The sequence below is a fragment of the Microbulbifer aggregans genome (genome assembly GCF_001750105.1).
GTDB lineage: Bacteria > Pseudomonadota > Gammaproteobacteria > Pseudomonadales > Cellvibrionaceae > Microbulbifer > Microbulbifer aggregans.
In genome coordinates, this window is the sequence record NZ_CP014143.1 from 3,634,261 (window position 1) to 3,660,537 (window position 26,277).

Genomic DNA, 26,277 nt, shown 5'->3' on the forward strand with positions numbered 1-26,277 from the left:
TTGCCGTCCCGTCATTGCGCCGTTAATTTCACGTCATGATCCGCCCCGCAAGCAGTGGGGTAAAACTTGTGAAATAACAATGAACGGCGGAGCACGACATGGATACACCCCTACTCAACGAGCGGGATATCGAGTTTCTTCTCTATGAGTTTCTCGATACAGAATCCCTGCTGGAGCGCCCCCGCTACCGGGAGCACTCGCGGGAGATTTTCAATGCAACCCTGCAGACCGCCCGCACTGTCGCGGAAAAACATTTCGCCAACCACAATGCCAAGGGCGATGCCAATGAGCCGCGCTTCGATGGCGAACGGGTCCACCTGATCCCCGAAACCCAGCAGGCCTGGGATAGTTTTGCCGAAGCCGGTTTCCTCGCCGCCCATTGCGATGAGGAAGAGGGCGGACTGCAGCTGCCGGAAGTGATTTTGCGCACGGCGCTGGCTTACATCAGCGCCGCCAACGTGGCCTCCGCCGCTTATCCTTTCCTCACCATCGGTGCCGCCAACCTGGTGCGCTCGTTTGCCAGTGCTGACCTCAAGGCCCGCTTCCTCGGCCCCATGCTGGAAGGGCGCTTCTCCGGCACCATGGCGCTGACGGAGCCGGATCAGGGCTCGGCACTCGGCGACCTGCGCACCACTGCCACGCCCGCGGACGATGGCAGCTACCGGCTCCGCGGGCAGAAGATGTATATCTCCGGCGGCGACCACACCCTGACAGAGAACATCGTGCACATGGTACTGGCGCGGATCGAGGGTGCGCCCGCCGGAGTCAAGGGAATCTCACTATTTCTGGTGCCCAAGTTCCTGGTGAATGAACTGGGTGAAGTGGGTGAGCGCAACGATGTGCAACTGGCCGGCCTGCTCCACAAAATGGGCTATCGCAATACCACATCCACCGTGCTCAGCTTTGGCGAGCGCGATGGCGCAGTGGGCTACCTGGTGGGGGAGCCGCACCGCGGCCTCTCCTACATGTTCCAGATGATGAACGAGGCCCGCATCGGCGTCGGCATGGGCGCGACGGTGCTCGGCTACCAGGGCTACAACCACGCGCTCAACTACGCGCGCTCGCGCCCCCAGGGCCGCTTGCCGTCCAATCGGGATCCCCTGTCGGCGCAGGTGCCGATCATCCGCCACGCTGACGTGCGTCGCATGCTGCTCGCCCAGAAATCCTATGTCGAGGGCGCGATGGCGCTGTGTCTCTACGCCTCATCGCTGCACGAGGACCAGCAGACCGCCGCCGATGCCGCGCAAAGAAAAAACGCCGCCCAGCTACTGGATCTCCTGACGCCGGTAGTCAAATCCTGGCCCTCCCGCTACGGGGTCGTGGCCAACGATCTCGCCATCCAGGTACTCGGGGGCGCAGGATATATCCGCGAATACCCGCTGGAGCAACTCTACCGGGACAATCGCCTCAACCCGATTCACGAGGGCACCGAGGGCATTCAGGCGCTGGATCTGCTCGGCCGCAAGGTCCCGGCGGGTGGGCTGGCGGGCTACCAGCTGCTGCAGGGCGCCATCCGCCAGACGTTGGTGGAAGCCCGGGACTGCCAGTCCCTGGGGAAACAGGCGGAAGCCCTCGAGCAAGCGCTGCAGCAACTGGACGAGACGACGCTTCAATTGATGGGCCAGCTGCAGGCGGATGCCGATCGGGGCCTGGCCAACGCCAGTCTCTACCTGGATGCCTTCGGGCGCGTGGTCCTGGCATGGATCTGGCTGCGCCAGGCGCTGGCAGCACAGCGCGGCCTCACCGGGACCTTGTCAGAGTCGGAGCAGAGTTTTTATCGCGGGAAACTGCAGGCGGCACGCTATTTCAGCGAATGGGAGTTGCCGCAGATTGGCCCGCAGCTGGCGCTGCTGTCAGACGGCAATGGCACTCCCTACGAAATGGAAGACGCCTGGTTCTGAAGCGGGCGTTTGTCTGCCGGAGGCGCGGTCAGATGGAAATGGAAATTTTAGCTCCGCCAAGGTCGGACGGGTTCACCTCAATATCGCCCTCATAACTGGAAACGATATCGACCACCACGGCCAGCCCGATACCCTGCCCCGGTTGCTGCTGATCGGCCCTGACACCACGCCGGGTCATCGACTGCCAGGCATCGGCGTCGATGCCCGGACCATTATCTGCAACGTCGATATGCAGGCGGCGGCCGTCCTCACCGTTGGCGACCGAAACACGAATCCGGCCCCCACCATACTTGTGCGCGTTATCCAAAAGGTTGCCCAGTAACTCCATCAGGTCGCCCTCGTCGCCGTAGAACAGCGGCTCCCCTTCGCACACCACCTCGATATCGGCGGGCTTATCCCGATAGACCTTTTCCAGCGCATCGACAATTTTCTGCAGCACGGGGGCCACCGGGACTCCGCGCAAAATCGACTTTGGCGAACCGGTCACCGCCCTCTGCAGCTGGTAACTGATAATGCCGTCCATGCGCTGCACCTGTTCGATCAGTGCCGTATAGGCCGCGCGGTGATCACTGGTGAAATTCAATCCCTTCAACACCGCCAGTGGTGTTTTCAGGCTGTGGGCCAGATCGGCAAGCGTATGTCGCGTCTTCTCACGCTGCCGGCGTTCGTTTTCAATCAGCAGGTTCAGGTTATCGGTGAGGGGTTTCAGCTCCCGCGGGAAGCGACCTTCCAGCCGGTCGCTGCCGCCCTGCTGCATTTCCTTCAGGGACGTCGCCACACGGCGCAGCGGCGCCAGCCCCCAGCGCAGCACCAGCCACTGGCTCACAATGAGTAGCAACGCCCCCAGGCCCAGCCAGCGCCAGAGGGTCGCCCGAAACTGGGCCACCTGAGCCCGCAGGGGTTCCGCATCCTCGAGCACCACGAATGTAAACTGCAATTCGTTGTCGAGCCCCCAGGCAATCCCCTGGCGCAGGCTCATATAGTCACCAGCACCGGAAAGAGCAACCGTGCCGAACGCCTCCCGGCCCTGTGGCAATGGATGGGAGGGTAACTGCGGCAGGGTCAGGGCCGATTCAGAGCGCCAGATCACCCGTCCACGGGCATCGGTCACCGCGCCGACGAGCCCGGAATCCGGCTGATTGAAACGCTGCTCGGGCAACACTGGGGGAAACCGCAGGGAATCCCCATCAGGTTCTGCTACTGCCAGAAGGGTATAGATATGCAGCTGCAGCTCACGCTGCTTGGCCGCATCCAGGGAGGTGCGGAAAGCATGCTCCAACACCCCGGAAATCAATAACAGGAAAACCACCAGCACTGCGGTGGTCAGGAGAGAGAGGCGCCCCTTGAGGGAGTGCAACCAGCCGGAAAAATCCAAGACCCTGCCCGCCGCTGATCAGGCTGGTGCCACGAATCGATAGCCACGGCCACGCAGTGTCTCGATCGGTTTAATCCCACCGGCTGCGTCGAACTTCTTACGCAGGCGACCGATAAAAACTTCGATCACATTGCTGTCGCGGTCACAGTCCTGTTCATAGATGTGCTCCGTCAGCGCCGTCTTGGAAACCACCTCGTCCGGGTGGAGCATCAGGTATTCGAGAACCTTGTATTCGAAGGAAGTCAGGTCCAGCTCCGCCTCACCGACAGTCACCCGGTGAGAGCTGGTATCGAGGGCAATGGGGCCGGCCTTGACCACCGGCGAGGAGAAGCCGGCAGAGCGGCGTACCAGCGCGTTGAGGCGGGCCAGCAGTTCTTCGGTATGAAACGGTTTTACCAGATAGTCATCGCCACCGGCTTCCAGCCCGTTGACGCGCTCCTGCCAGTGGCCACGGGCGGTCAGGATCAGGATCGGGAAATGCCGGTCTTCGCCCCGCAGGGTTTTAATCACCTGGATGCCATCCATCTTCGGTAGGCCCAGGTCCATCACCGCCACATCGTAGGGAAATTCGCGGCCAAGGTAGAGAGCCTCTTCGCCGTCGGGGGCCTCGTCTACGGTATACCCGGCCTCGCGCAGCGACGCCGCCAGTTGCTGCCGCAGCAGCGCTTCGTCTTCCACCAACAGAGCACGCATGGCTCCCCTCCCCCGAAAACTCGATCTTTAACGGACGATGCGCCCGCTTTGCTTGTCCACGTAGACCACGTAAACCTGACTTTTCTCCGACAGGCCTTTCACCCGGTACATGGAACGGCCGTTTTTCTGCACCTCGGAAACCGCCAGAATCTTGCCGCCAAAACGGCGTTTGACGATAGCCGCGGCCTGGTCCCGCGATACCTCTCCCCGCTGTGTCGGCGACCAACGTTGCAGTGGCGCTGAGCGCACCGGGTCCGCAGCGGGCTGCCAGACAGAAGCCTGGGAAGGCACGCCGAAACCTGCGGCACAAGCAAATGCGAACGTCAGCAAAACAGCGGTGCTTGTGGACTTGTGATTCAGTTTCACAATTGCGCTCCAGAGGGCATGGCAGAATATGTGGCCAGAAATCATTACCAAGCCGGCGTCACGTCGACCCGAACCCGGATTCTATCGCCCGGATGCTGGTCCGTGCGAGTCAGATAGTGTCGTCCATTATAGCGATAGCGAACATCGTATCCGACCAGTTCCCGCTCCGTGGTAAATTCGTCCACCACCTGGCAGCGCTGCTCTGTGCCATAGCGGACCTTGCCGGCCCGACTGATTTCATGGCCAATGGCAGCCCCCACTGCGGCTCCGGCCAGTGTTCGGCCATTGCGCCCCCGGCGTCGATGGCCGGACTCACGACCGACAGCGGCACCGATCAGGCCGCCAATCACGGTACCGGCCGCTGAGCCCGGCCCCGGGTAGGCGACCGTCTCCTCCCAACACTCCGTGCGCGGTCGGCGTACCTGAATGTCCCGGTAGATCGGCGTGACATCGGTGACCCGGGCAAAATCGTAGCCGTCACCTGCGTGGTAGCCGCTGTCGCCAGCCTGGGCGCTGGCACTGGCAAGTGCCGCCAGCAGCGCGGCGATGACCAGATGTCGGTGCAGTTGCATTGGATCGTCTCCCTTGGGTATCAATGGGAGCACTTTAGGGAGAGGTCACTGAATCGAAGCTGAATCCCCGGCAACCGGGCCTCTAAGCTGCAATCCAGCGGTCAAGGATAGCGGCCAGGCCCTCGGGCTGTTCCAGCGGCAACATATGCCCAGCCTCCGGAACTTCGTGCACTGCGGTGTCAGGGCGGTGCTTTCGCAGGGCATCCAGCCAAGAGCGGGTGACAAGGGTGTCGTATTCGCCAAAGCAGAAGGTGATCGGCAGGGGAACTTTGGCCAGGGAATCGCCCAGATCTTCGCGTTCGGACGTGGCCCCCAGTTGTGAAACCAGCGCCTCCTCGCCAAGGTGCGCATCCATGGCCCGCATGGTCTGCGCAATATCCGCGCGCTCGCGGTTAGCGGGTCCAAGCATTGCCGCAATCTTGCGGTCGCTGATGCCGCTGTAACCGTGGCGACTCACCCAGTTCAGCAACTGGCGGCGCTGTTTGAGCTCCTCTTCCGGCAGCGCACAGGGGCTGTTCGAGCAGACAAACAGGCGCCGGACCCTGTCGGGGTGGGCGGTTGCCAGGGCCGACGCCAGGTAGCCGCCGAGAGAAAAGCCGAACAGATTCACCGGCCAATCCGGCAGCTGTGCAACCAGTCCCGCCACAAGTTCCGACACCGTACTGCCTCTGGGAATAACCAAGTGGTGTGCCACCACGCCGGGCAGCCGTGGCAGGAGTTCCCGCCACAGTCGCTCATCGCACATGGTGCCGGGAATCATATACAGCGATCTTTTCTCGTCTTCTCTTGCCGTCATCTTTGCGCTGCCAGGCTGAGATCTGTCGGGCTGAGGGGGCGTCTGAACAGACGACTCAACCCGGCTGGACCAGTTTCTCCGTTGTCGACTCTTTACCACCGAGCCAGTGCTGGGTCAGCGTACCGGCGGTCATTGCGCCGTTCACGTTCAGGGCGGTGCGGGCCATATCAATCAATGGTTCCACCGAGATCAATAGTGCGGCAATGGTAACCGGTAACCCCATGGTGGGTAGCACCACCAGCGCCGCAAAAGTCGCCCCACCACCCACACCGGCGATACCGAAGGAACTGACCACCACCACCGCTACCAGCGTCAGCAACCACATTGGATCCATCACATCGATGCCGAGGGGCACGGCCACCATGACCGCGAGCATCGCCGGATAGATCCCGGCACAACCATTCTGGCCGATCGTCGCGCCGAAAGAAGCCGAGAAATTGGCGATGGTCGGACTGGTGCCCAGTTTTTCAATCTGGGTCTCCACATTGAGCGGAATGGTTGCGGCACTGGACCGGGAGCTGAAGGCAAATACCAGCACTGGCCAGACGCCGGCAAAGTATCGCAACGGACTAATGCCGTTAATGAGCAGCAGCACCCCGTGCACCACAAACATCAAGGCGATGGCGACAAAGGAGGCCAGCACAAAACTGAACAGGTTGATGATATCCGCCCAGCTGGACTCGGCAATCAGTGCAGCGACCAGGGCCATTACCCCGTAAGGGGTGAACGCCATCACCAATCGCACCAGTTTCATAATCCAAACCTGGGCGGAGCTGACGAAGCGCTCGATAGCATCACCGTGCTCCGGACTCTCACGGCGCACGGCCAGGGCTGCCAACCCCAGCAATACGGCAAAAATCACCACCGCAATAACGGAGGTATCACGGGCGCCGGTAAGATCGAGAAAAATATTTTCCGGGATAAATGTCAGCAGTATCTCCGGGAGGGAAAGCCCCTCAACCCGACCGATACGCTCCCCCAACACTTCCGCCCGGGCTGCCTCCCTCGAGCCCTCGACCAGGCCGGCTGCGGTCAAACCAAACAGCTCGGCCATCATCACCCCGATCAGCGCGGCTACGGCAGTGGTGCCGAGCAGCACTGCCAGTACGGAAAAACTGATTTTACCCAGCGACTCGGCGCGGTGCATTTTCACCACTGCACCCAGAATGGACACCAGCACCAGCGGCATCACCAACAGGTAGAGCAATTTGACGTAGCCCTGCCCCACCAGGTCGATCCAGGGCAGCAGCTCCGCCGGACGCACGCCCCAGTCCCTTGAGAGCTGCACCAGAGCACCAAAGATAACCCCGAGCAGCAGTCCACCGAAAACCGCCGGCGCAAGGCTTTTTTGGCTGCGATGCCACAGATAGAGGGGCCAGAGTGCGCCAAAAAATACAGCCAGCAAAAGCAGGGTGCTGATGTGCATAGAACTTAATTCCGCTGTGAACTTCCCGAAAATCACTGAAAAATTTTGGCGGGCATCCTAACAGCGATGGCAAAGGTCACTTAATACGCATTGGTTATAGCGTTATGCGTGCCGCGACTCATTCCGTGCCAGAGTCGAGCCCCAGCGCAGATACCAGCGACGCAGCCGTTTGCGGGCCGACCAGGGTGGCCTTCCAGCGATTGTCAGGTCCAATGACGAAGGTACTGGGTAGCACCTGCGGCCGCGGGCGCTGCCAGAGAGTGGCGGGATCGTCGGCCAGCACCGGAAACTCAATGCCCAACTTCTCAGCCTGCGCGGCGATTTCCTCTGCGGGGAGAGCGTCGTAGTTGACCCCCAGGACCAGAATGTCGTCGTGTTCGGCGGCGATGGCATTCAACTCGGGAATCTCTTCGCGGCAGGGCTTGCACCACTCGGCCCAGTAATTGATCAGCAGGGTTTTGCCGGAGGTTTCCACAGTTTCTCCGCCGACGGTTCGGAATGCTACTGAATCGGTGCGCTCACACCCGCTTATTGCGACGACTAACCACAGACAGACTGCCCACGGAGTCCGGATCAGACTTCGACTTGCCACTGCTTCCTCCACGCTTGCTACCAGTTTTGGTATTTTTTGTCTGGCTTGCCTTCTTTTCGGATGTCGGCTCCCCGGGTGTACCGCTGGGACCGTCACCATCCTGCTTCCAGGCCTCACTGTAAATATCCCCCAGCTTTACCGACAGCTTCTCATCGGCAAAGTCCTGAGACTCGGTAAAACGCGCCTCGACGGCGTCGTACCAGGGCTGACCATGAAAGTCCCGGTGGCTGCGGCCGGAGATTGGACTCGGGTGCAGCCAGTTGACGAGGTCCATCAGTTCGATCGAATCCAGGTCACGGAGCAGTACGTAGTCATTGCGCTCGGTCTGGGTGATAACTTTCTTGTCCTGCAGCACCTTACGAATACGTCGCCACTGGGACGGCTTGATCCCGGCCCGCGAGATATCTGACTCCCGCAGGGGCTGACCACCCTGGTAGCGTTTGTAGGTCTCCCACAGCAACACCATCGAGGCCATCACATCCGAATACTGGCGATCCTGGCTCGCTGCATGATAGACGGACAACGTCCGGACCAATACGCAACCGGCAAGGATGATCATCCAGATCAGGTAAATCCAGATCAAAAACAGTGGTACGAACGCGAAGGCGCCATAGATTGCCTGCACCGAACTCCGGGCCACCATAATGCCGAACAGGTTCTTCGCGACCTCAAAGGCAAAGGCCGTGATGACTCCACCGGCGATGCCATGCTTGAACGGCACACGGCAATTGGGTACGGCGATAAACAGTAGCGTGAAGGCGATGGCATTGAACAACCAGGGCACAATACCGAGCAGTATTGGCAGCAGCCCCAGGGTGTCGCTCTCTTCGAGAAAGACCCTCTGCGAGAATAAGTATGTGGTGGCTGCCAAGCCGGCGCCCAGCAGGATTGGCCCGAGACTGAGCACAGCCCAATAGAGCAGGAAACTGGAGACACCACTGCGCCCGCGGGGGATATCCCAGATTGCATTGAATGTATCTTCAATGTTGCGCAGCATCAGGCCCGCAGTCACCAGTAGTATCGCAATACCGGGCCCGGTCAGGCGTTGCGCCTGGGCAGAAAAGTTACTGATGTATTCCTGCACCTCGCGCCCGCTCTCCGGTACAAAGTGCGAAAAGATCTGCTCCTGGAGCTTGTCCTCCAGCCCTGCAAAATCCGGAAACAGGGACAGCATGGCGTAACTGACCGTCACCAGCGGAACGATGGCGAACAGCGTCATGTAGGTGAGGGCAGCGGCGCTCTGGCGGCAGTTCTTCTCGTTAAAGAGTGCCCATAGCGATACGAGAAAGCGTCGCCAGCGTTGCACGGTCTCCGTCATGGTGTCTTCCGTTTTCCTGCCCTATTCGGGCCGCCGGAGCGCGGAGCGGTGCTTCAGCCCGAACCCTGACCGGCCATTTGATCCCTTAACCCGCAGCCGTTCGGCAACGACCCGGTATATATCCACTGCCTTTTTGCGGGCAGGGGCTTTTATCCCGGTCTGCGCTGCGAGCCGAACCACTGTGAACTCGCTGCACCTATTCGGTTAGAATACGCCAAACCTTAACAGGATACCGTTGATATGTGGACGATTTACCACAACCCACGTTGTTCAAAATCCCGCCAAACCCTGCAGCTGCTGCAAGAAAATGGCATCGAACCCGAAGTGGTTCTCTATCTGGAAACCCCTCCGTCTGCCGAAACACTGGTTGAATTGCTGAATAAGCTGGGTATCGGCGCCCGCGACCTGTTGCGCACCGGTGAGGACGCCTACAAAGAACTGCAGTTGAAGGATCCGCAGTTGACGGACGCGCAGCTGATCGAGGCCATGACCAGCCACCCGAAACTGATCCAGCGTCCGATTGTGGTTTGCGATGACAGGGCCGTGCTGGGACGGCCACCGGAAAACGTGCTGGAGCTCCTCTGATGCCGAACAACGCAGGTGGAGATGCCTACGTTCTCGTTCTCTTCTACAGCCGTAGCGGTTCCACAGCCAGAATGGCGGCGGAAATCGCCCGTGGCGTGGAGTCCTCGGGTATTGCAGCCAGGTTGCGCACTGTACCCAGTGTGTCGCCTGACACGGACGCCAGTTTGCCTCCAGTACCAGACGAAGGCGCGCCCTATTGCACCAACGACGACTTGCGACACTGCGCTGGCCTGCTGCTGGGTAGTCCGACCCGCTTCGGCAACATGGCCGCACCACTGCGCTATTTCCTCGACCAGACCGGAGACATGTGGCTCGACGGCAGTCTGGCCGGGAAACCGGCCGGAGTATTCACCTCCACCGGCAGCCTCCACGGCGGTCAGGAGAGCACACTCCTGTCGATGATGTTGCCGCTCCTCCACCAGGGCATGGTGATCGCCGGTATCCCTTACTCTGAAGCCGAATTGATGCACACCCGCACCGGCGGCACCCCCTACGGGGCCTCTCACTGGTCGGGAGGCGGGGACCATGAGCTCAGCGAGGAGGAGCGCAGTCTCTGCCGCGCGCTGGGCGCAAGGGTTGGCAAGCTGGCACAGAAACTGGAGGGCGGACGATGAGCGAAGACTTACAGCGCAAGCTGGCGATTGGCTGGCGGCTCAACTGGATTTGCTATGTCGGCATGTTGCTGCTTTTTGTGGCCTGGAACCTGTTCATCCCTGGCGGCTCCATCAAACTCTGGATTCTGCAGACAGTGCCGCTGCTGCTGGTACTGCCGGGGATGCTAAAGCGGCGTTCGCGCAGTCTGTTGTGGCTCTGTTTTATCCTGCTGCTATACATCTGCGCATCCGTAGTCGACGTAATGATGCCTACTCGCGGCTGGCAGCATGGTGTTCTGGTGGTGTTAAGCCTTACCCTGTTCATTTCCGCAATGATGACCAGTCGCTGGCAAAACGCACAGTAGTGGGGCTTACGGCTTCCGCGGCGCAGTCAAATGCTGCAGTCGCCAAACCCGGGTTGTCCGGCACGGGTCTTGCCGTGGTGGCTAACCAGGGCCCGAAAATTACAACAACGCGCCAAGGCCAGAAACGGAACGCGCTAAGGAGTAACGAGGTTTGACTGACTCAACCCATAAAAAAGGACTCATCCGTCGCTTCTTCGGGGCCATCGGCGGTGCCATTACCTGGCTGCGCCGGGTCTTTACCAACCTGCTGTTCCTACTCCTTCTGCTGTTTGTTTTTGCTGCCATTTTCGGCAAGGAAGAACGACTGACAGTGCCCCAGGGCGCCGCCCTGAAGCTGGCCCCCACTGGATTCCTCGTCGATGAGCGCTCGCCGCCTCGCGGCCTGCCTGCTTTTCTCGGCGGCCCCCCCGGCCCGGTGGAAACCCGGGTCAAAGACCTGGTGGATGCGATTGATTATGCGGCCAAGGACAAGCGTATTTCCTCAATCGTACTGGAGCTGGACTACCTCATGGGTGGCGGCCTCAGCAAACTGGAGGAAGTCGGCGCGGCCCTGCAGCGTTTCAAGTCCACCGACAAGCCGGTATATGCGATTGGGGACAACTTCACCCAGGCACAGTATTTCCTCGCCAGCCATGCCGACGAAATCTACCTCAACCCCATGGGCTCAGTGCTGCTCAACGGCTTTGGCGCCTACCGTAATTACTTCAAATCCGCACTGGACAAGCTGAAGGTAAACTTCCATGTTTTCCGGGTCGGTGATTACAAGGATTTCATCGAACCCTATACCCGCGACGACATGTCCCCCGCCTCGCGGGAGAACAACCAGCGCTGGCTGCACGAACTCTGGGGTGAGTACACCGAGCAGGTGACGGGCCTGCGCAACCTGCCGCCGCAGGCCATCGACATCTTTATCGAACAGCTGCCGCAGAACCTTCGCGACCAGAACGGTAGCTGGGCGGAGGCCGCACTCGCCAACCAGCTGGTAGACCAGCTCGCCAGCCGCCGGGTGGCGGTGAAAGCGCTGCAGGAAAAGATCGGAGCCGGGGACGACGACCAGACTTACAAGTCCATCGATGCCCAACCCTATCTCCGCCACCAGCGCCTGACACAACTCGCACCCAAGCCCGGCTCGAGTAAAGTCGCCCTGATCAGCGCCTCCGGCGCCATCGTCGACGGCGAGGCACCGGCCGGGCAGATCGGCAGTGTGACTCTGGGCAACCTCATCGCGCAGGCCAGGGAAAAAGATGTCGCGGCCCTGGTGCTGCGCATCGACAGCGGTGGTGGCTCCGCGTTCGCCTCCGAGGCCATCCGCCAGGAGCTGCTGGCTACACGCGAGGCCGGTATCCCCGTGGTCGTATCCATGGGCAGCGTCGCGGCCTCAGGCGGATACTGGATCGCCGCCGGCGGGGACGAAATCTGGGCGACGCCCTCGACCATTACCGGCTCCATCGGTGTATTCGGCGCGTTCCCGACCTTCGAGGACTCCCTCGAGTCCATCGGCATCTTCAACGACGGGGTCGGCACTTCGGACCTGGCCGGTACCATGCGCCTCGACCGGCCGCTGCCAGAAGCGGCGGCAGATGTCCTGCAGCTGGGTGTGGAGAACACCTACGACCGCTTCCTACGCATTGTGGCCGAAGCCCGCAGCAGCACTCCGGAAGAGGTCCACAAGATCGCCCAGGGACAGGTCTGGACCGGCCGTACGGCCCAGCAGCTGGGCCTGGTGGACGAACTGGGCAACCTCAACGACGCCATTGCCGGCGCTGCCAGGCTCGCTGAGCTGGAGGACTATGAGCTGATCGAGATCAAACGTGAGTTGACCCCGGGTGAGCGCTTCATGCGCACCCTGTCAGAAAATATCGACGCCCGTATTGCCGCCGGCATCCAGTCCAACCTGCCGCTGGGCGCCTGGCTCAGCAGCCTGGAGCCTGCACTGCAGCCGCTGGCTGAATTGCAGAGCTATCGCGACCCCCGTGCCATCTACGCACGCTGCATGGCCTGCATGGCACCGTGATGGACCACCAGGCCCGGGCCAGTGCCCGGGCCTGGTGGAACCTGCACCTCACCTCAATAGTGACCCCCCTCGCAACTTATCAATTTGAGAACTGTCTCTATCGCCCAGGTTGTTAAACTGTGCGCCTGCCCCCGACCGGCGGGTGCCGGCTGATGCCACACAGAACCAGAAGAATCGAGGAGACGATGAAAACATTCACCAGACTTGCCGTTGTGCTGCTGTCCTGCGGGCTCGCCGCTGCCGCCATCGCCGAGCCCCCCGAGGGACGGGGCTGGAAGAAACACAAGCACCACAAGCACGATCGCTATGTGGCCAAGGAGGAATACTGGGACGGCAACTGCAAAGTCGAGCGCAAATGGGAGAGAGACGGCAGCTACAAGGAAGAGCGCAAGTGCCGCCCAAGCCACTATCACCACCAACCCGCCGCGGTGGTGGTTCTGCCCCCCTGGTTTGACGACCGCGCGCCCGAGCCCGAATATCGCCCCGAGTGGCGCCCGGCGCCGCGCCCCACCAGTACCCGCTGCAACAGTGAAAAAGTGGGCAGCGTGCTCGGTGGACTCATCGGTGGGGTCATCGGGCACCAGATCGGTGATGGCCGGGGCAATACCGCCGCGACCATCGGCGGTGCCATTGCGGGGGTTCTGATCGGCGGTGAAGTGGGACGCCGCATGGATGCCCGTAACCAGGCCTGCGTGGCTCAGGCCCTCGAGTTTGCCCCGGAGGGACAGCGTATTACCTGGGGAGACCAGGGCCAGCAGCAGTATGCGGTTACCCCCGGCCCGGTTCACCAGCAGGGTGACCAGTACTGCCGCTCCTATACTGCCGAAGTCATGAGCGCAGGAAACCCGCAGTCCACCAGGGGAACTGCCTGCCGCCAGCCCGACGGCACCTGGATCCAGTCCCTCTGAGTACTGATATGGCCGATCCGTTTTCGGGTCGGCCATCCCCTCTCAGTCCTCATCCAACTCTCGCCGCTTCCCACTTTATCGCTCTGACCGGCCGCCGCTGATAATCACTCGCCCTCTGGCCGCTACAGTCGACATAAGCACTGCCTGAACGACAGACGATCAGGGCCGGGCATGTCCAGTCCGCACCGCGTGAAGACTGCGATCCGTCGTCCCGCTCCAATCAGACGCCTTATTCCACGCCAACACTGTCCTGCGGTTACTTTGCCCCAGCGTAAGGCAGTAGAGTTTGAATACTGAAAACGCATCACCATTTCGGTGCACCGCTGGGTGCAAATCACCAATCCCGAACGCGGCGTACCCATCCGCGGATGGACATCGTGACAATCCATGCCGCGAAACCGGCTATTTTCTGTGCCTCGCGGTTCTGGCACTAAATTTGGATTATCTCTAGTTAACGCACAGAGACAGGGCAGTGATGGCAGCGGAATCTTCGAATACGCAATGCGATCAGGAAGCGACCGGGACGACGAAACGCTCATGGCTCGTCGTAAGCGACCTGGATGGCACCCTGCTCGACCACTTCGACTACTCCCACCAGCCGGTGGACGCCCTGCTGCAGGCGCTTGAGGCAGCCGATATCCCTGTCGTGCTGAACAGCAGCAAAACCATCCCGGAGATGATTGCACTGCGACAGGAACTCGAAAACCGCCACCCTTTTATCTGCGAGAACGGCTCCGCCATACTCATTCCCACGGGTTATTTTTCCACTGCAGTTGCTGATGCCTTTGTCGAGCCCGGCAGCCCGGAGTTCCTGATTCTGGAAACGGGGACGCCCCGCGATACCCTGGTGCGCTATCTTCAGGCAGACGCCATCAAGCACGGAGCCCCCTATCTCGCGTTCTCCCGGGCCTCCACCGCGGATATCGTCGAAGCAACCGGTCTGTCTGCAGAGCAGGCGGAGCTCGCCCAGCGAAGGCGCTATTCCGAGCCCCTGCTCTGGCAGGGTACTGACGATGAGCGGAAAGCCTTTCGCGAGCGCGCCCGCAGCGCCGGCCTGGCCACACTGCAGGGCGGCCGCTTCCTGCACCTGCAGGGCCCCACAGACAAGGGGCGGGCGACGGAGTTATTGCGGCGCTGTTACGAAAACGACGGCAGCACGAACATCGCTTTGATCTGCGCCGGGGACAGTGAGAACGACCTCGACATGCTGGCAGTGGCGAATGTGGCCGTCATCATCCGTGCCGCCGATCGCCCACCGCCGAAACTCGAAAAGACTCCCGGGCGGGAAGTCATTGTCAGCAACGCAGAGGGGCCCCTCGGCTGGCGCGAGGTCATCGGAGAGGTGGTGTTTCCCACAAGTACCGCAAAATCAAAAGTGCCGAAAAATAAGTAACCGACCGAGAAGCATGATCGAGAGATAACTTCGGGTGATTGCACCAGAAGAAAAACCGGACTCAAGTAATCCCAGGAGCGCACAGTGACAGACTTTTTCCAGAACGGCAGTATCACCACCCTGCATAACCTTTCGCGCCGGCCACTGGAAGAGATGGAGAGGGAGCTGATCGAATTCTCCCGGCAACGTCCGATGTCCTTACTCCTGCCCTCGCTGTATTCGGAGCTTGAGGGTGAGGCGCTGCCAAATATTCTCGACGAGCTATCCCGCGTCCCCTACCTGTCGGAAATCGTAATCGGCCTGGATCGCGCCGACGAAAGCCAGTACCGCGAAGCCATGCGGGTTTTCAGCAAGCTGCCACAACACGTGCGGGTTCTCTGGAATGATGGACCGCGTCTCAGGAACCTGGATGCCAAGCTGCAGGAGCGAGGACTGGCACCACTGGAACCGGGCAAGGGTCGCAATGTCTGGTACTGCCTCGGTTATATCCTCTCCTCGCGCCGGGGCGAAGCGGTCGCACTGCACGACTGCGATATCGTCACTTACGACCGTTCGCTGCTGGCGCGACTGTTCTACCCGGTCGCCAACCCCAATTTCAACTATGAATTCTGCAAGGGTTTCTACTCGCGGGTGGCCTCGGGGAAGATCAATGGCCGCGTCTGCCGGCTGCTGGTAACGCCGTTGATCCGCACCCTGAAAAAGATCTATGGGCACACCGACTACCTGAACTATATGGATAGTTTCCGCTACGCCCTGGCCGGAGAATTCTCCTTCCGCAGGGATGTCATCAACGACCTGCGTATTCCCAGCGACTGGGGTCTTGAGATCGGCGTCCTGTCGGAAATGTACCGCAATTATTCCACCAACCGCCTGTGTCAGGTGGATATCGCACACAGTTACGACCACAAGCACCAGACCGTCTCTTTCCACGATGATCAGGGCGGGTTATCTAAAATGTCGATCGACATCTCCAAGTCCCTGTTCCGCAAACTCGCCACCCAGGGCATCGTGTTTTCCTCGGAAATTTTCCGCAGCATCAAGGCCACCTACTTCCGCATCGCCCTGGACTTTGTCGAGACCTACAGAAATGACGCCATCATGAACGGCCTGGATTTCGATATTCACAAAGAAGAGCAGACCGTGGAACTGTTCGCCCGCAACCTGATGAAGGCGGGCCAGACCTTCCTTGAGAACCCGATGGAGACACCGTTTATTCCCAGCTGGAGCCGAATCACCAGCGCCGCGCCGGAGTTCCTGATGGAGCTCAACGAGGCCGTCGAAGCAGATTTCCAGGAATTCAGCCCCTGAGCGAAGAAAGCCAATGAGTAGTCAACACAGTACCGAACTGCCAATCAGAGAGCTGCTGCTGCAGAAAGTCTGCGACCACCTGAAAGTGATCTACCCGCATCTTCAGGACTGCGGTCTTGCCGAAGAGCTGGTGCAGGTCATGCGTCTCGATGAAGACTGCCAGACCCCACTGCCCCATAAAAACCTCTGGGACGAGACCGACATGGTGGTCATCACCTACGGCAATACGATCCAGAGCGGTGACCAGCATCCACTGAAAACGCTGCACCACTTCCTCAAAACCCATTTCACCATGCTGATCAACAGCGTGCACATACTGCCATTCTTCCCCTATTCCAGCGACGACGGTTTTGCCGTGATCGATTACCGCCAAGTGGACCCGAGCCTCGGCGACTGGAATGATATTCTGCGCATCAGCACCGATTTCCACCTGATGGCGGATCTGGTGATCAACCACTGCTCTGCTCAGCATCAGTGGTTCCTGAACTTCCAGCAGGACAAGGATCCGGGCAGGGACTACTTCTTTACCGTACACCCCAACGAGGACCTGAGCGGCGTTGTCAGGCCGCGTACCACTCCACTGCTGCGGTCGGTACAGAATGGCGAGGAGAGCCGCTGTGTCTGGTGCACTTTCGGCCACGACCAGATCGACCTGGACTTCCGCAACCCGAAAGTCCTGCTGGAGATGGTGGACATCATCCGCCTGTACCTGGATATGGGCGTACGTATTTTTCGCCTCGATGCAGTGGCCTTCCTGTGGAAGAAAATCGGTACCAGCTGCATCAACCTGGAGGAAACCCACGAGATTGTGCGGCTGTTGCGCACGCTGGTAGAGCATGCCGATCCCAATGCCATCCTCATCACGGAAACCAACATTCCCAACCGGGAAAACCTTTCCTATTTCGGCAATGCCAACGAAGCACACCTGATTTACAACTTCTCCCTGCCGCCGCTGCTGGTACACACCCTGGTGAGTGGCGATTGCCACCACCTGAAAAACTGGCTGATGAGCATGCCGCCGGCCCAGAACGGCACGACCTACTTCAATTTCATCGCCTCCCACGACGGCATCGGGCTGCGTCCTGTTGAAGGGCTGCTCAGCGACGATGAGCAACAGGCATTGATCCAGACGATGGAAAACTTTGGTGGCAAGATTTCCTGGCGGGCACTGGACGACGGCAGTGCGAAACCCTATGAAATCAACATCGCACTCTACGATGCCCTGCGCGGTACCACCGCGGGTGAGGATCAATGGCAGCTGGAACGGTTTATCTGCGCCCATGCCATCATGCTGGCATTGGAAGGCATCCCGGCCTTCTACATCCACAGCCTGGTGGGCTCCACCAATGACTATGCGCGCGTCGAAGAGCACGGCCACAATCGGGCCATCAACCGCCGCCAGTGGCAGGAAGAGCAACTCAACGAGCAACTCGCCGACAGGGGCAGCCATCACCATCAGGTGTTCTACCGCCTGCGCGAGCTGATTCAATTGCGGCGGGAACAGGCGGCCTTCCACCCCAATGCCACGCAGTTCACTTTGCACCTCGGGGAACAGATATTCGCCTTCTGGCGCCAGAGCCTGGATCGCCGCCAGAGTATTTTCTGTCTCAATAACATTTCCGACCGGGAACAGCTGGTGCTGCTGTCGAGCCTGAACCTGATCGGTATCGATCAGTGGAAGGACATAATCACCGGTGAGGTGTTCGAAGATATGATCGGGGAAATCACCCTGGCTCCCTACCAGACGATGTGGATTACCAACCGCTGGTAGACAGCTTCCGGACCTGTGGTGTCAGTCGTGGCTCTCCACCCGGTAGCGACGCAGGTCACCGCTGAGGAGTAACACCGCAAACGCAAGCAGGCTGGCAATCCCCGCCCAGCGCAGGGTGGTGAAAGGCGCGGCGTATTCACTGACGACACCAGCCGCCAGCGCCCCCAGGGCAGCCGAACCGAATAGTGCCAGCTGGTAAATGGAGATGATACGGCTGCGGTATTCCTCCGGTGCCAGGATTTGCACCACCGCGCGGCCCAGTGCCGCCGACGCTGCCGCAACCACACCCCACAGGGCACAGAGCACCAGAAGTCCCAGCGGCGTCGGGCCGAAGCTGATCGCCACCAGCAGGGCAGCGCTGTAAAGAAGGCACATCAGAATACCGCGACCCGGCTCCTGCCCCTGTCCGCGCCGCAGCATCGTCACTGTCGCGATCACTGTGCCAGCAATAAAAGCCAACTGGAGCGTGGCGTAATAGCTCGCGCCGCGACCGTAGTCCTCCGCCAGTAACGGCAACACCACCAGAAAGACCCCGATGTGAACGAAGCCGTTGAAGGCGACCAGAGCAATCAGTTCCCGCAGGGCCGGGCGCTGCCAGGCCTGGGTCATCCCCTCGACGATCAGCGTCAGTGGCAATTGCCGCCGGCGGGGTCCCTCCCGGGAGCTGAGACGCAGGGAGAACAGCAGCACCGCAGCTACCAGCAACACCGAGACCTGAATCGACAATAGTCTCTCCAGCCCCCACTGGTCGAAGCGGCTGGCCAGTAACATCCCTATCGCCTGCCCCCCGTACTGGGCCAGCATCATCCAGGTCACTGTGTGCTGCACACCACTATGTCCCGAGCGCGTTTCGGCCGGATGCGCACTGCGGTGGACCAGGTTGTCCCGGGCGGGTTGCAGGAAGGCGGTACAGGTTCCCAGGCTGATGCCATAGAGCAGCAGAACCGGCAGTTCCGGTACCCGGTAGGAGAAGTACAGCAGCAGCGCACTGTGGCACAGGGCGAGTCCCAGACAGGCCAGGCCGGCGACCAGGGCCGGGTCGCGGCGATCGGCCAGTACACCGCCAAACAGCAGGAAAACCAGATTCGGCAACAGCACCGAGGCCTGTACCCATCCCAGATGCAGCGCCGGCAGGTCAACCACCGTGATGGCAATCCAGGGCAGCAGGATGACCTGCAGCCCGGTCGCCAGCGCGGTGCCGCCATAGCCGAGTAGGAATCTGGATAATCTTGCCGTCATCGTGCCTTTTGCCAACCGGGTCGCCTGGGTTCGGGAAATCACTATGGAGCGCTCAGACCTGCGCCCCGCCATGGCGCAACTCGCGGCTGGCCCGGGCGACCGCGAGCATCGCCCCCATCCGCCACTGACGCAACAACCGGCTCAGTTGCCGCTCCGCGGCCGGGTCCTCTACATAGGCCGCGCGCTCGTAGGCTGCCGTAACCGCCGACACCATTGGCGCCAGCCTGGGCGCCTCTACGGCCACCCGATCGGCGAAGTCCCTTGGTCCCTCCCCGGATCGGCGCGGAATACCGGCCTTCGCCATCCTGCGGCAAAACTTCAGGTACAGACGCTGTGCCCTCGGTAACCGCTCACCGCGGCCGCTCCACCACAACCACACCAGCAACAGCGATAGCCCGAGCCCCACCGGGATGAGCAGAAACGCGGCCAGACGCAACGGCGAAACCTCTCCCAGCAGGCGCTGCAGGAGGTTCTTCTGGCTGTCACTGTCAAAACTGACGACGGTCTGGTACCAGCGGTAGTTGATCATGTCCCACTGCAATCGCAGTCGGTTCAGTACTGAAAACCGATGCAACGGCAGCAGTGCATCTTCCATAAATTCTTCTGCCGCGGCGCTTTGCAGGCCGTCGCGAATCCGTTCCGGCGACACGGCCGCAGTGGGATCCACCCGCTGCCAACCACGCGCCGGGGTCCAGATTTCCGCCCAGGCGTGAGCATCGTACTGACGCACCAACAGGTACTCTTCCTGCTCGACCCACTCGCCGCCCTGGTACCCGGCGACTACCCGCGCCGGCACGCCGGCGGCACGCATCATAAACACATAACTGCTGGCGAAATGCTCACAGAACCCCTGCTGGCTTTCAAACAGGAACTCATCGACGGAATCCACCCCCAGTGCCGGTGGCTTGAGGGTGTAAGTGAAGTGACGGTTGAAGAACTCCAGCACTGCGGCAGAAATTGCCTCACTGTCCGAATGCTCCTGCGCCAGACTCTGGGCCCAGGATCTGGCCCTGGCGTTACCCTCCGAGGGCAACTGCAGGTTGCGCCGGCGCTCGAAGTCCCCCAGTTCCGGGGCCTGGGAGAGACTGCTTCGCGGCCAGGAGCGCACGTCGTAGGCGAAACGGCTATAGACGGGTACCGAACGCACCAGGCGGTCGTCGTGGGTTTCCCCTACCCCCTGGGTCTCCGAGTGCGGCCTCGCCAGGGCAAAGAGCCACTGATTGCGGGTGGCCTCCTGGATAACCCGATAACGGTAACGCGGCCCAACTTCGGGCAGCGGCTTCTCACTCTGTTTCCAGGAGACGGGCGCGCCCTCGCGTGGATCCACGCCAAATCCCTGGCTCCAGCGGCGGCCGTCAAAATGGGAATACACCAGGCCGCGCCAGTAGCGCTGCTCCGGCGGTGGCAGCGGTCCATCGAAGGCGACCCGCAGCGCCGGCTGATCGGACTTGGACAGCCGGGTGAAGTCTCCGGGTGTCATCGAATCGCTGATCCCGGTGCTGGCGCCGCCGCTGTTCTGCGGCACCGCCCACAGGGGCCCGAGCCTCGGCATCACCACGAACAGCAGCAACATCAGTGGCACCGACTGCGCCAGCAATCGCAGCGAAAGGCCGAACGCCCGCCGCGGGCGGGCACTGCGCCCACCCATCTGTGCTGCCAGCGCCGCAGTCACCACTGCCGCGGCGAGAACACCGTAGAGCGCATAGGGAATCGTCTGCTCGAATACAAACAGGGTCGCGGCAACAAAATATGCCAGCAGCAGGCTCAGGAAGGCATCCCGCCGACTGAGCAGCTCCAGGTTCTTCAGGGCAAAAGAAACCGCCAGCAGCGCCACCATGGGCTCTAGCGCAAACCAGCGCCGGTAAGACAGCGCCAGCCCGCCTACGGCCACGGCGACCGCCAGCAGTTTCACCAGCCGTCCGGGAAACTCCCGCCGCCCGCGGTAGACCTCGAATCGCCAGAACACCGCCAGAGCCCAACCGAGGACAATCCACAGTGGCAGGCGCGTAAAATGCGGCAGCAACACGGTGAACTGTGCGGCGAAGATCCACAGCAGGCTCTCCCGGGGCAGCAGGGCTTCAGGTCGACTCATTCAACCCCCTGCAGAGGAAATTCCGCCAGAGCTGCCAGCGCCCGCTGTCGCTGGGGCTCTCCCAGGGACGGCGCCAGGGTCGTTCCGGGCAGCCTCAAGCCGTAGGGAATCTGCGCCCGCTCGGCTTCGAGCACCCAGTGACAGAGGCCGCTGAGACGAGTCTCCACATCCCGGCCAGCCAGTAGGTCCCAGTCCAGCCAGAGCCGTGTGTCGGCGCCGCTATCGTATTCCTTGCTGTGCAGGTCGCGCCCGCCGGCGAACTGCTTCCAGGCCACGTGTCGAAGGGAGTGGCCGGGCTGATAGGGACGCAGCCCGGCAAAATCGTCACCGCCGCGACGGCGCTCGGGACTCTTGCCCTCACCCGCTGCCGCACCCAGCGGCAGCGGCCCCAGGTTTTTCGGAGCCGGGTACACCAGAAAGTCGATATCCAGATCTACATGGCTCCAACAGCGGAACAGCCCCAGGGGAAAGCGACTCTGTACCTTGAGCCTGGGAGCCCGCACCTTGCCGCGCCGGTTAACCGGCAGTGATACCTCGACCTCTGCCGATTCCGCATCGACCAAATCCAGTTGCGCACCCTCCTCTGGCGGCCAGGCGATTTCGATATGCTCGCGCAGGCGATGTTCATTGCGCCCCACCGCGATGCGGGCCCGGGCGTAATCGCCGGCGAAAGCCGGTGGCGCCGCCAGCAAGCGTATGGTCAGTCCGGAGAGATTGGCGAAGGTATGTACCGGCAGCACCGCGAACAGGCTGACCAGTAGAAAGGCGAGCGCAAACACCAGGTTATTTTCGTAGTTGGTGCCGAGCAGCCACAGCAGCAAGATGACCAGCAGGAAGCCCAGCCCGGCTCGCGAAGGCAGGATGAAGAGCTTGCGATGGCCTAGGGTGACGTTGCGCGCCGCCGGCGCCCGGCGCTCGAGCCAGCGGGCAGTCAGACCTTGCCAGCGCGCGCGCAGCCCCTGCAGCCCGGTTGCCGATTCACGGTGAGTGGCGCCCATTGCTATGCGGCGATCACATCAACCTGGTGCATCAAGCGCTCCACCAGCTGGCTACCGTCGCCACTCTCACTATGCAGGCGGTGGCCCGCTACCGAGGGCAGCACAGCCTGTATGTCCTCCGGCAGCAGATGGCCGCGGCCATCGATCAGAGCCCAGGCACGGGCCGCATGAAGCAGTGCCAGCGCGCCGCGGGGAGACAGGCCGACGCTGCAATCCGGGCTCTGGCGAGTAAAGGAGACCAGGCGCTCGAGATAATCCAGCACGCTGTCGGAGGCCTTCACCTGGCCAACCAGTGCCTGAAGACGCTTGAGGGCAGAGCCGTCAATGCGCGGCTTCAACTGCCGCAGTTCTGCGCGCGGATCCACTCCCTGAAACAGTGCCCGCTCGGCCTCACGGGTGGGATAGCCGAGACTGATCCGCATCAGGAAGCGGTCTAGCTGGGACTCGGGCAATGCGAAGGTGCCGGACTGGTGCAGCGGGTTTTGGGTGGCAATGACGAAGAAAGGATCCGGCAGCGTGCGGGTCTCACCGTCCACACTGACCTGGCGCTCTTCCATCGCCTCCAGCAGCGCGCTCTGGGTTTTGGGCGACGAGCGGTTGATCTCATCTGCCAGCAGCAGTTGACTGAACACCGGCCCTTCATGAAAACGAAAACTGCCGTTGTCGCGCTCGAAAATGGAGACGCCGAGAATATCCGCCGGCAGCATATCACTGGTGAACTGTACCCGGTTGTAGGAGAGCCCCAGCACCTGGGCCAGGGCGTGGGCCAGGGTGGTCTTGCCCATGCCCGGCAGATCCTCGATCAGCAGATGCCCACGAGAGAGCAGGCATGCCAGCGCCAGCTTCACCTGGCGCTCCTTGCCCAACAACACCCTGCCAATATCGGAGACGATGGCGGAAATAATCTTTTGCACGGCTAATCCATTACTGCTCAGTTTTTAGTAGTGGGAGTGGCGTCTCTCACAACGCTGCACCCCCTGCGGCACGTCCTGCTGACCAACTCGCAGTCGGCACACAGCCCCACCTTTAATCATAGGTGGCAGCCCCCGTCGCTCCGCGGGGTTCGCCGCCTATCGCTCGTTATTTAACCAGCCGGGTCAATCCCCGCGCCAGGTCCCGCTGCAGGTCCTCGACATCCTCGAGGCCCACAGACACACGAATCAGATTTTCGGTGATACCCGCCCGGTCCTTTTCCTCCTCACTGAGGCGTCCGTGGGTAGTAGTCGCCGGATGCACGATGGTGCTCTTGGCGTCGCCCAGGTTCGCAGTCACAGAGAAAATCCGGCAGGCGTCGATCACCTTCCAGGCCTCTTCACGGCCGCCGCGAACGGTAAAGCTGAGCACTCCGCCAAAAGCGGACTGCTGGCTCGCTGCCAGCAGGTGGCCGGCATGCTTTGGCAGGCCAGTGTAATTGACCTTCTCCACAGCGGGCTGCTCGTCCAGCCACCAGGCCAGAGCCAGCGCATTGCGCGAGTGCGCCTGCATGCGCAGGTTGAGGGTCTCCAGTCCCTTCAGAAACACCCAGGCGTTGAATGGACTCATACTCGGGCCGGCGGTGCGCAGGAAGATCACCAGCTCGTCCATCACCGCCTTCTTGCCGACCACCACACCGCCGACACAGCGCCCCTGCCCGTCCAGATACTTGGTCGCGGAGTGCACAACCATATCGGCGCCCAGGGTCAACGGTTGCTGCAGGGCCGGCGTGCAGAAACAGTTATCCACCACCAGCTGGGCGCCGGCGCTGTGCGCCAGATCGGCCAGCGCGCGGATATCGGCCACTTCGCACAGCGGGTTGGAGGGAGTCTCCATGAACAACAGCTTGGTGTCCCCGTCGAGGGCATCCCGCCAGGCTTGCATATCCGTGAGGTCGACGAAGGACACCCGCACGCCGAACTTTTCCATGTAGCGGGTAAACAACGCCGTGGTGGTACCAAAAACGCTGCGGGAACAGATCACCTTGTCGCCACTTTTCAGCAGAGCCATACAGAGACTCAGAATCGCCGCCATTCCGCTGGAAGTGGCCACGGCCGCCTCGCCCTGCTCCAGTGCCGCAATGCGCTGTTCGAAGTTGCGGACCGTGGGATTGGTGTAGCGCGAATAGACGTTGCCGGGACTCTCACCGGAAAAACGCGCGGCAGCTTCCGCGGCAGAGGGGAATACGTAACTGGAGGTCAGATAGATCGCCTCTGAGTGTTCCCCCTCTTCGGAGCGAACCTGTCCGGCGCGCACCGCCAGAGTTTCCAGAGAGTAACCGTCGTCTTCAAACATGCACACACCGTCCCGGGTTATTGTCTGCTACAGACTACTGCAAAGACGCCGATTGTAAACGATATTGCCGCCGCACCTCTTCCTTACGGGACAATCGAGCCAAAAACGAAAAAGCCCGCGGGATTAGCGCGGGCTTTTCAGCAGTCGACATCAAACCAGGTTACAGCGGGCTCTGATTGCCCTTACCGTTTTTCGCCTGGTCATTGCGCTCGGCATGCAGTCGCTCCAGGTACTGCTCGTCCACATCTCCGGTGACGTAGTCACCATTAAATACGGAACAGTCGAACTTCTCGATCGCACTGTTACCCTCGCCGGAGCTCTCGATCAGATCTTCGAGATCCTGGTAAATCAGCCAATCCGCACCGATAACCTCGCACACCTCTTCGGTGGTACGGCCGTGGGCGACCAGCTCTTCCGAGGACGGCATGTCGATGCCGTATACGTTCGGAAATTTCACTGCTGGCGCGGCGGAGGCGAAGTAGACCTTGTTGGCACCCGCCTCGCGGGCCATCTGGATGATCTGCTTGCAGGTGGTGCCCCGCACGATGGAATCATCCACCAGCAGCACGTTCTTGCCGCGGAATTCCAGTTCGATCGCGTTCAACTTCTGTCGCACGGATTTCTTGCGCTGCTTCTGCCCCGGCATGATGAAGGTACGGCCGATATAGCGGTTCTTCACCAGTCCCTCACGGAACTTGACCCCCAGGCGATGTGCCACCATCTGGCCGGCAGAGCGCGAGGAATCCGGAATCGGGATCACCACATCGATATCGTGGTCCGGGCGCTCGCGCAGAATCTTGTCGGCCAGGTGCTCGCCCTGACGCAGGCGCGCCTTGTGTACGGATACACCATCCATGATGGAGTCCGGACGGGCAAAGTAGACATGCTCAAAGATACAGGGGGTCAGGCTGGAATTCTCCGCACAATCCTGAGCGTGCACCGTCCCATCGAGCTCGATGTAAATGGCCTCACCCGGAGCCACATCACGCACAACCGTGTAGCCCTGCACATCGAGGGCAACAGACTCGGAGGCGACCATATACTCGGTGCCCTTGTCGGTCTCGCGCTTGCCGTATACGAGCGGGCGAATGCCATTGGGGTCGCGGAAGGCGACGATGCCGTAGCCGACGATCAGGGCGACGCAGGCATAACCACCGCGAACGCGATTGTGCACCGCGCGCATCGCAGTAAAGATATCTTCGGCCTTCGGCTGCAGCTTGCCCAGCTTGTGCAGCTCATGGGCAAAGACGTTGAGCAGCACTTCGGAATCGGAATCGGTGTTGATGTGGCGCAGGTCCTGCTGGAAGATCTCGTCGACCACCTCTTTCATGTTGGTGAGGTTGCCGTTGTGCGCCATGGCGATGCCATAGGGGGAATTGACGTAGAACGGCTGAGCCAGCGCCGGGCCGGAACTGCCGGCGGTGGGGTAACGCACGTGGCCAATGCCGAAGTTACCCTTCAGTCTCTCCATATGCCGCGCGCGGAACACGTCGCGGACGAGGCCGTTCGCCTTCTGCTGGTTCAGGCGGTCACGATCGCAGGTGACGATGCCGGCGGCGTCCTGTCCACGATGTTGCAACAGGGTAAGTGCATCGTAGAGTTGGAGATTGACGTCACTCTTACCGACGATACCGACAATACCACACATAGTTTCAGCCCTACTGGTCGAGCGGGGTACTCAGTACCCCGGGAAAAAATTCATTC

General features: G+C 61.1%; 23 protein-coding genes. 9 read left to right on the forward strand and 14 right to left on the reverse strand.

What is annotated here, in order from left to right; genetic code table 11:
• The first annotated feature begins 98 nt into the window (after positions 1–98).
• Positions 99–1,901, forward strand: a complete 1,803-nt coding sequence (locus AUP74_RS15940; RefSeq protein WP_069948424.1) for an acyl-CoA dehydrogenase — start codon at positions 99–101, stop codon at positions 1,899–1,901.
• 28 nt (positions 1,902–1,929) lie between these two features.
• Here the strand turns inward: AUP74_RS15940 and AUP74_RS15945 are convergent, their stop codons facing one another.
• The 8 genes from AUP74_RS15945 to AUP74_RS15980 form a co-directional block, all read right to left on the reverse strand.
• Positions 1,930–3,276: an ATP-binding protein gene (locus AUP74_RS15945; RefSeq protein ID WP_083261054.1), complete on the reverse strand. Its 1,347-nt coding sequence runs from the start codon at positions 3,274–3,276 to the stop codon at positions 1,930–1,932.
• An 18-nt stretch (positions 3,277–3,294) separates the two neighbouring features.
• Positions 3,295–3,969 (reverse strand): response regulator transcription factor, encoded by a 675-nt coding sequence (locus tag AUP74_RS15950; protein ID WP_069948425.1) that lies wholly within the window; start codon positions 3,967–3,969, stop codon positions 3,295–3,297.
• Between the two features lie 27 nt (positions 3,970–3,996).
• Entirely contained in the window at positions 3,997–4,335 is a 339-nt protein-coding gene (locus tag AUP74_RS15955; RefSeq protein ID WP_158514575.1) for a PepSY domain-containing protein, read from the reverse strand.
• A gap of 44 nt (positions 4,336–4,379) precedes the next feature.
• Entirely contained in the window at positions 4,380–4,907 is a 528-nt protein-coding gene (locus AUP74_RS15960) for a glycine zipper 2TM domain-containing protein (protein WP_069948427.1), read from the reverse strand.
• 82 nt (positions 4,908–4,989) lie between these two features.
• Positions 4,990–5,703 carry an alpha/beta fold hydrolase gene (locus AUP74_RS15965; RefSeq protein ID WP_083261055.1) on the reverse strand — a complete coding sequence of 238 codons (714 nt, stop codon included), beginning with the start codon at positions 5,701–5,703 and terminating at the stop codon, positions 4,990–4,992.
• Positions 5,704–5,758: 55 nt separating this feature from the next.
• Complete coding sequence (locus tag AUP74_RS15970; protein ID WP_069948428.1) at positions 5,759–7,129, reverse strand: L-cystine transporter; 1,371 nt, start codon at positions 7,127–7,129, stop codon at positions 5,759–5,761.
• 118 nt (positions 7,130–7,247) lie between these two features.
• On the reverse strand, positions 7,248–7,604 hold the full coding sequence (locus AUP74_RS17320; RefSeq protein ID WP_069948429.1) for a TlpA family protein disulfide reductase: 357 nt from the start codon (positions 7,602–7,604) through the stop codon (positions 7,248–7,250).
• A gap of 43 nt (positions 7,605–7,647) precedes the next feature.
• Positions 7,648–9,039: a YihY family inner membrane protein gene (locus tag AUP74_RS15980; RefSeq protein ID WP_083261057.1), complete on the reverse strand. Its 1,392-nt coding sequence runs from the start codon at positions 9,037–9,039 to the stop codon at positions 7,648–7,650.
• Positions 9,040–9,279: 240 nt separating this feature from the next.
• Here AUP74_RS15980 and arsC point away from each other — a divergent pair, with 240 nt between their 5' ends.
• From arsC to AUP74_RS16020, 8 genes are all read left to right on the forward strand, one after another.
• Positions 9,280–9,624, forward strand: coding sequence for an arsenate reductase (glutaredoxin) (gene arsC, locus AUP74_RS15985; RefSeq protein ID WP_069948430.1), 345 nt, complete (start codon positions 9,280–9,282; stop codon positions 9,622–9,624).
• Positions 9,624–10,238, forward strand: coding sequence for an NAD(P)H:quinone oxidoreductase (gene wrbA, locus AUP74_RS15990; RefSeq protein ID WP_069948431.1), 615 nt, complete (start codon positions 9,624–9,626; stop codon positions 10,236–10,238). The genes arsC and wrbA overlap by 1 nt, the downstream gene beginning before the upstream one ends.
• Positions 10,235–10,582 (forward strand): DUF2069 domain-containing protein, encoded by a 348-nt coding sequence (locus tag AUP74_RS15995; protein ID WP_069948432.1) that lies wholly within the window; start codon positions 10,235–10,237, stop codon positions 10,580–10,582. Before wrbA ends, AUP74_RS15995 begins: the two co-directional genes overlap by 4 nt.
• 151 nt (positions 10,583–10,733) lie before the next feature.
• On the forward strand, positions 10,734–12,596 hold the full coding sequence (gene sppA / locus AUP74_RS16000) for a signal peptide peptidase SppA (RefSeq protein ID WP_069948433.1): 1,863 nt from the start codon (positions 10,734–10,736) through the stop codon (positions 12,594–12,596).
• A 185-nt stretch (positions 12,597–12,781) separates the two neighbouring features.
• Positions 12,782–13,504 (forward strand): glycine zipper 2TM domain-containing protein, encoded by a 723-nt coding sequence (locus AUP74_RS17110; RefSeq protein WP_083261058.1) that lies wholly within the window; start codon positions 12,782–12,784, stop codon positions 13,502–13,504.
• Positions 13,505–13,979: 475 nt separating this feature from the next.
• The gene (locus AUP74_RS16010) at positions 13,980–14,897 is read left to right on the forward strand and encodes an HAD-IIB family hydrolase (protein ID WP_069948434.1); all 918 of its coding nucleotides are present in this window, start codon (positions 13,980–13,982) and stop codon (positions 14,895–14,897) included.
• 84 nt (positions 14,898–14,981) lie between these two features.
• On the forward strand, positions 14,982–16,205 hold the full coding sequence (locus AUP74_RS16015; RefSeq protein ID WP_069948435.1) for a glycosyltransferase family protein: 1,224 nt from the start codon (positions 14,982–14,984) through the stop codon (positions 16,203–16,205).
• Between the two features lie 13 nt (positions 16,206–16,218).
• Positions 16,219–17,976 (forward strand): sugar phosphorylase, encoded by a 1,758-nt coding sequence (locus tag AUP74_RS16020; protein ID WP_069948436.1) that lies wholly within the window; start codon positions 16,219–16,221, stop codon positions 17,974–17,976.
• Positions 17,977–17,997: 21 nt separating this feature from the next.
• Here AUP74_RS16020 and AUP74_RS16025 read toward each other — a convergent pair whose 3' ends face one another.
• The 6 genes from AUP74_RS16025 to purF all read right to left on the reverse strand — a co-directional run bounded on the left by AUP74_RS16025 (position 17,998) and on the right by purF (position 26,221).
• Positions 17,998–19,215 carry an MFS transporter gene (locus tag AUP74_RS16025; protein WP_069948437.1) on the reverse strand — a complete coding sequence of 406 codons (1,218 nt, stop codon included), beginning with the start codon at positions 19,213–19,215 and terminating at the stop codon, positions 17,998–18,000.
• A gap of 52 nt (positions 19,216–19,267) precedes the next feature.
• Positions 19,268–21,307, reverse strand: a complete 2,040-nt coding sequence (locus tag AUP74_RS16030) for a transglutaminase TgpA family protein (RefSeq protein ID WP_069948438.1) — start codon at positions 21,305–21,307, stop codon at positions 19,268–19,270.
• Positions 21,304–22,305: a DUF58 domain-containing protein gene (locus AUP74_RS16035; RefSeq protein ID WP_083261059.1), complete on the reverse strand. Its 1,002-nt coding sequence runs from the start codon at positions 22,303–22,305 to the stop codon at positions 21,304–21,306. The genes AUP74_RS16030 and AUP74_RS16035 overlap by 4 nt, the downstream gene beginning before the upstream one ends.
• 2 nt (positions 22,306–22,307) lie before the next feature.
• Entirely contained in the window at positions 22,308–23,219 is a 912-nt protein-coding gene (locus AUP74_RS16040; RefSeq protein ID WP_069948439.1) for an AAA family ATPase, read from the reverse strand.
• Positions 23,220–23,385: 166 nt separating this feature from the next.
• Positions 23,386–24,573, reverse strand: coding sequence for an O-succinylhomoserine sulfhydrylase (locus AUP74_RS16045; RefSeq protein WP_069948440.1), 1,188 nt, complete (start codon positions 24,571–24,573; stop codon positions 23,386–23,388).
• A gap of 160 nt (positions 24,574–24,733) precedes the next feature.
• Positions 24,734–26,221, reverse strand: a complete 1,488-nt coding sequence (purF, locus tag AUP74_RS16050) for an amidophosphoribosyltransferase (protein WP_069948441.1) — start codon at positions 26,219–26,221, stop codon at positions 24,734–24,736.
• Positions 26,222–26,277: the final 56 nt, after the last annotated feature.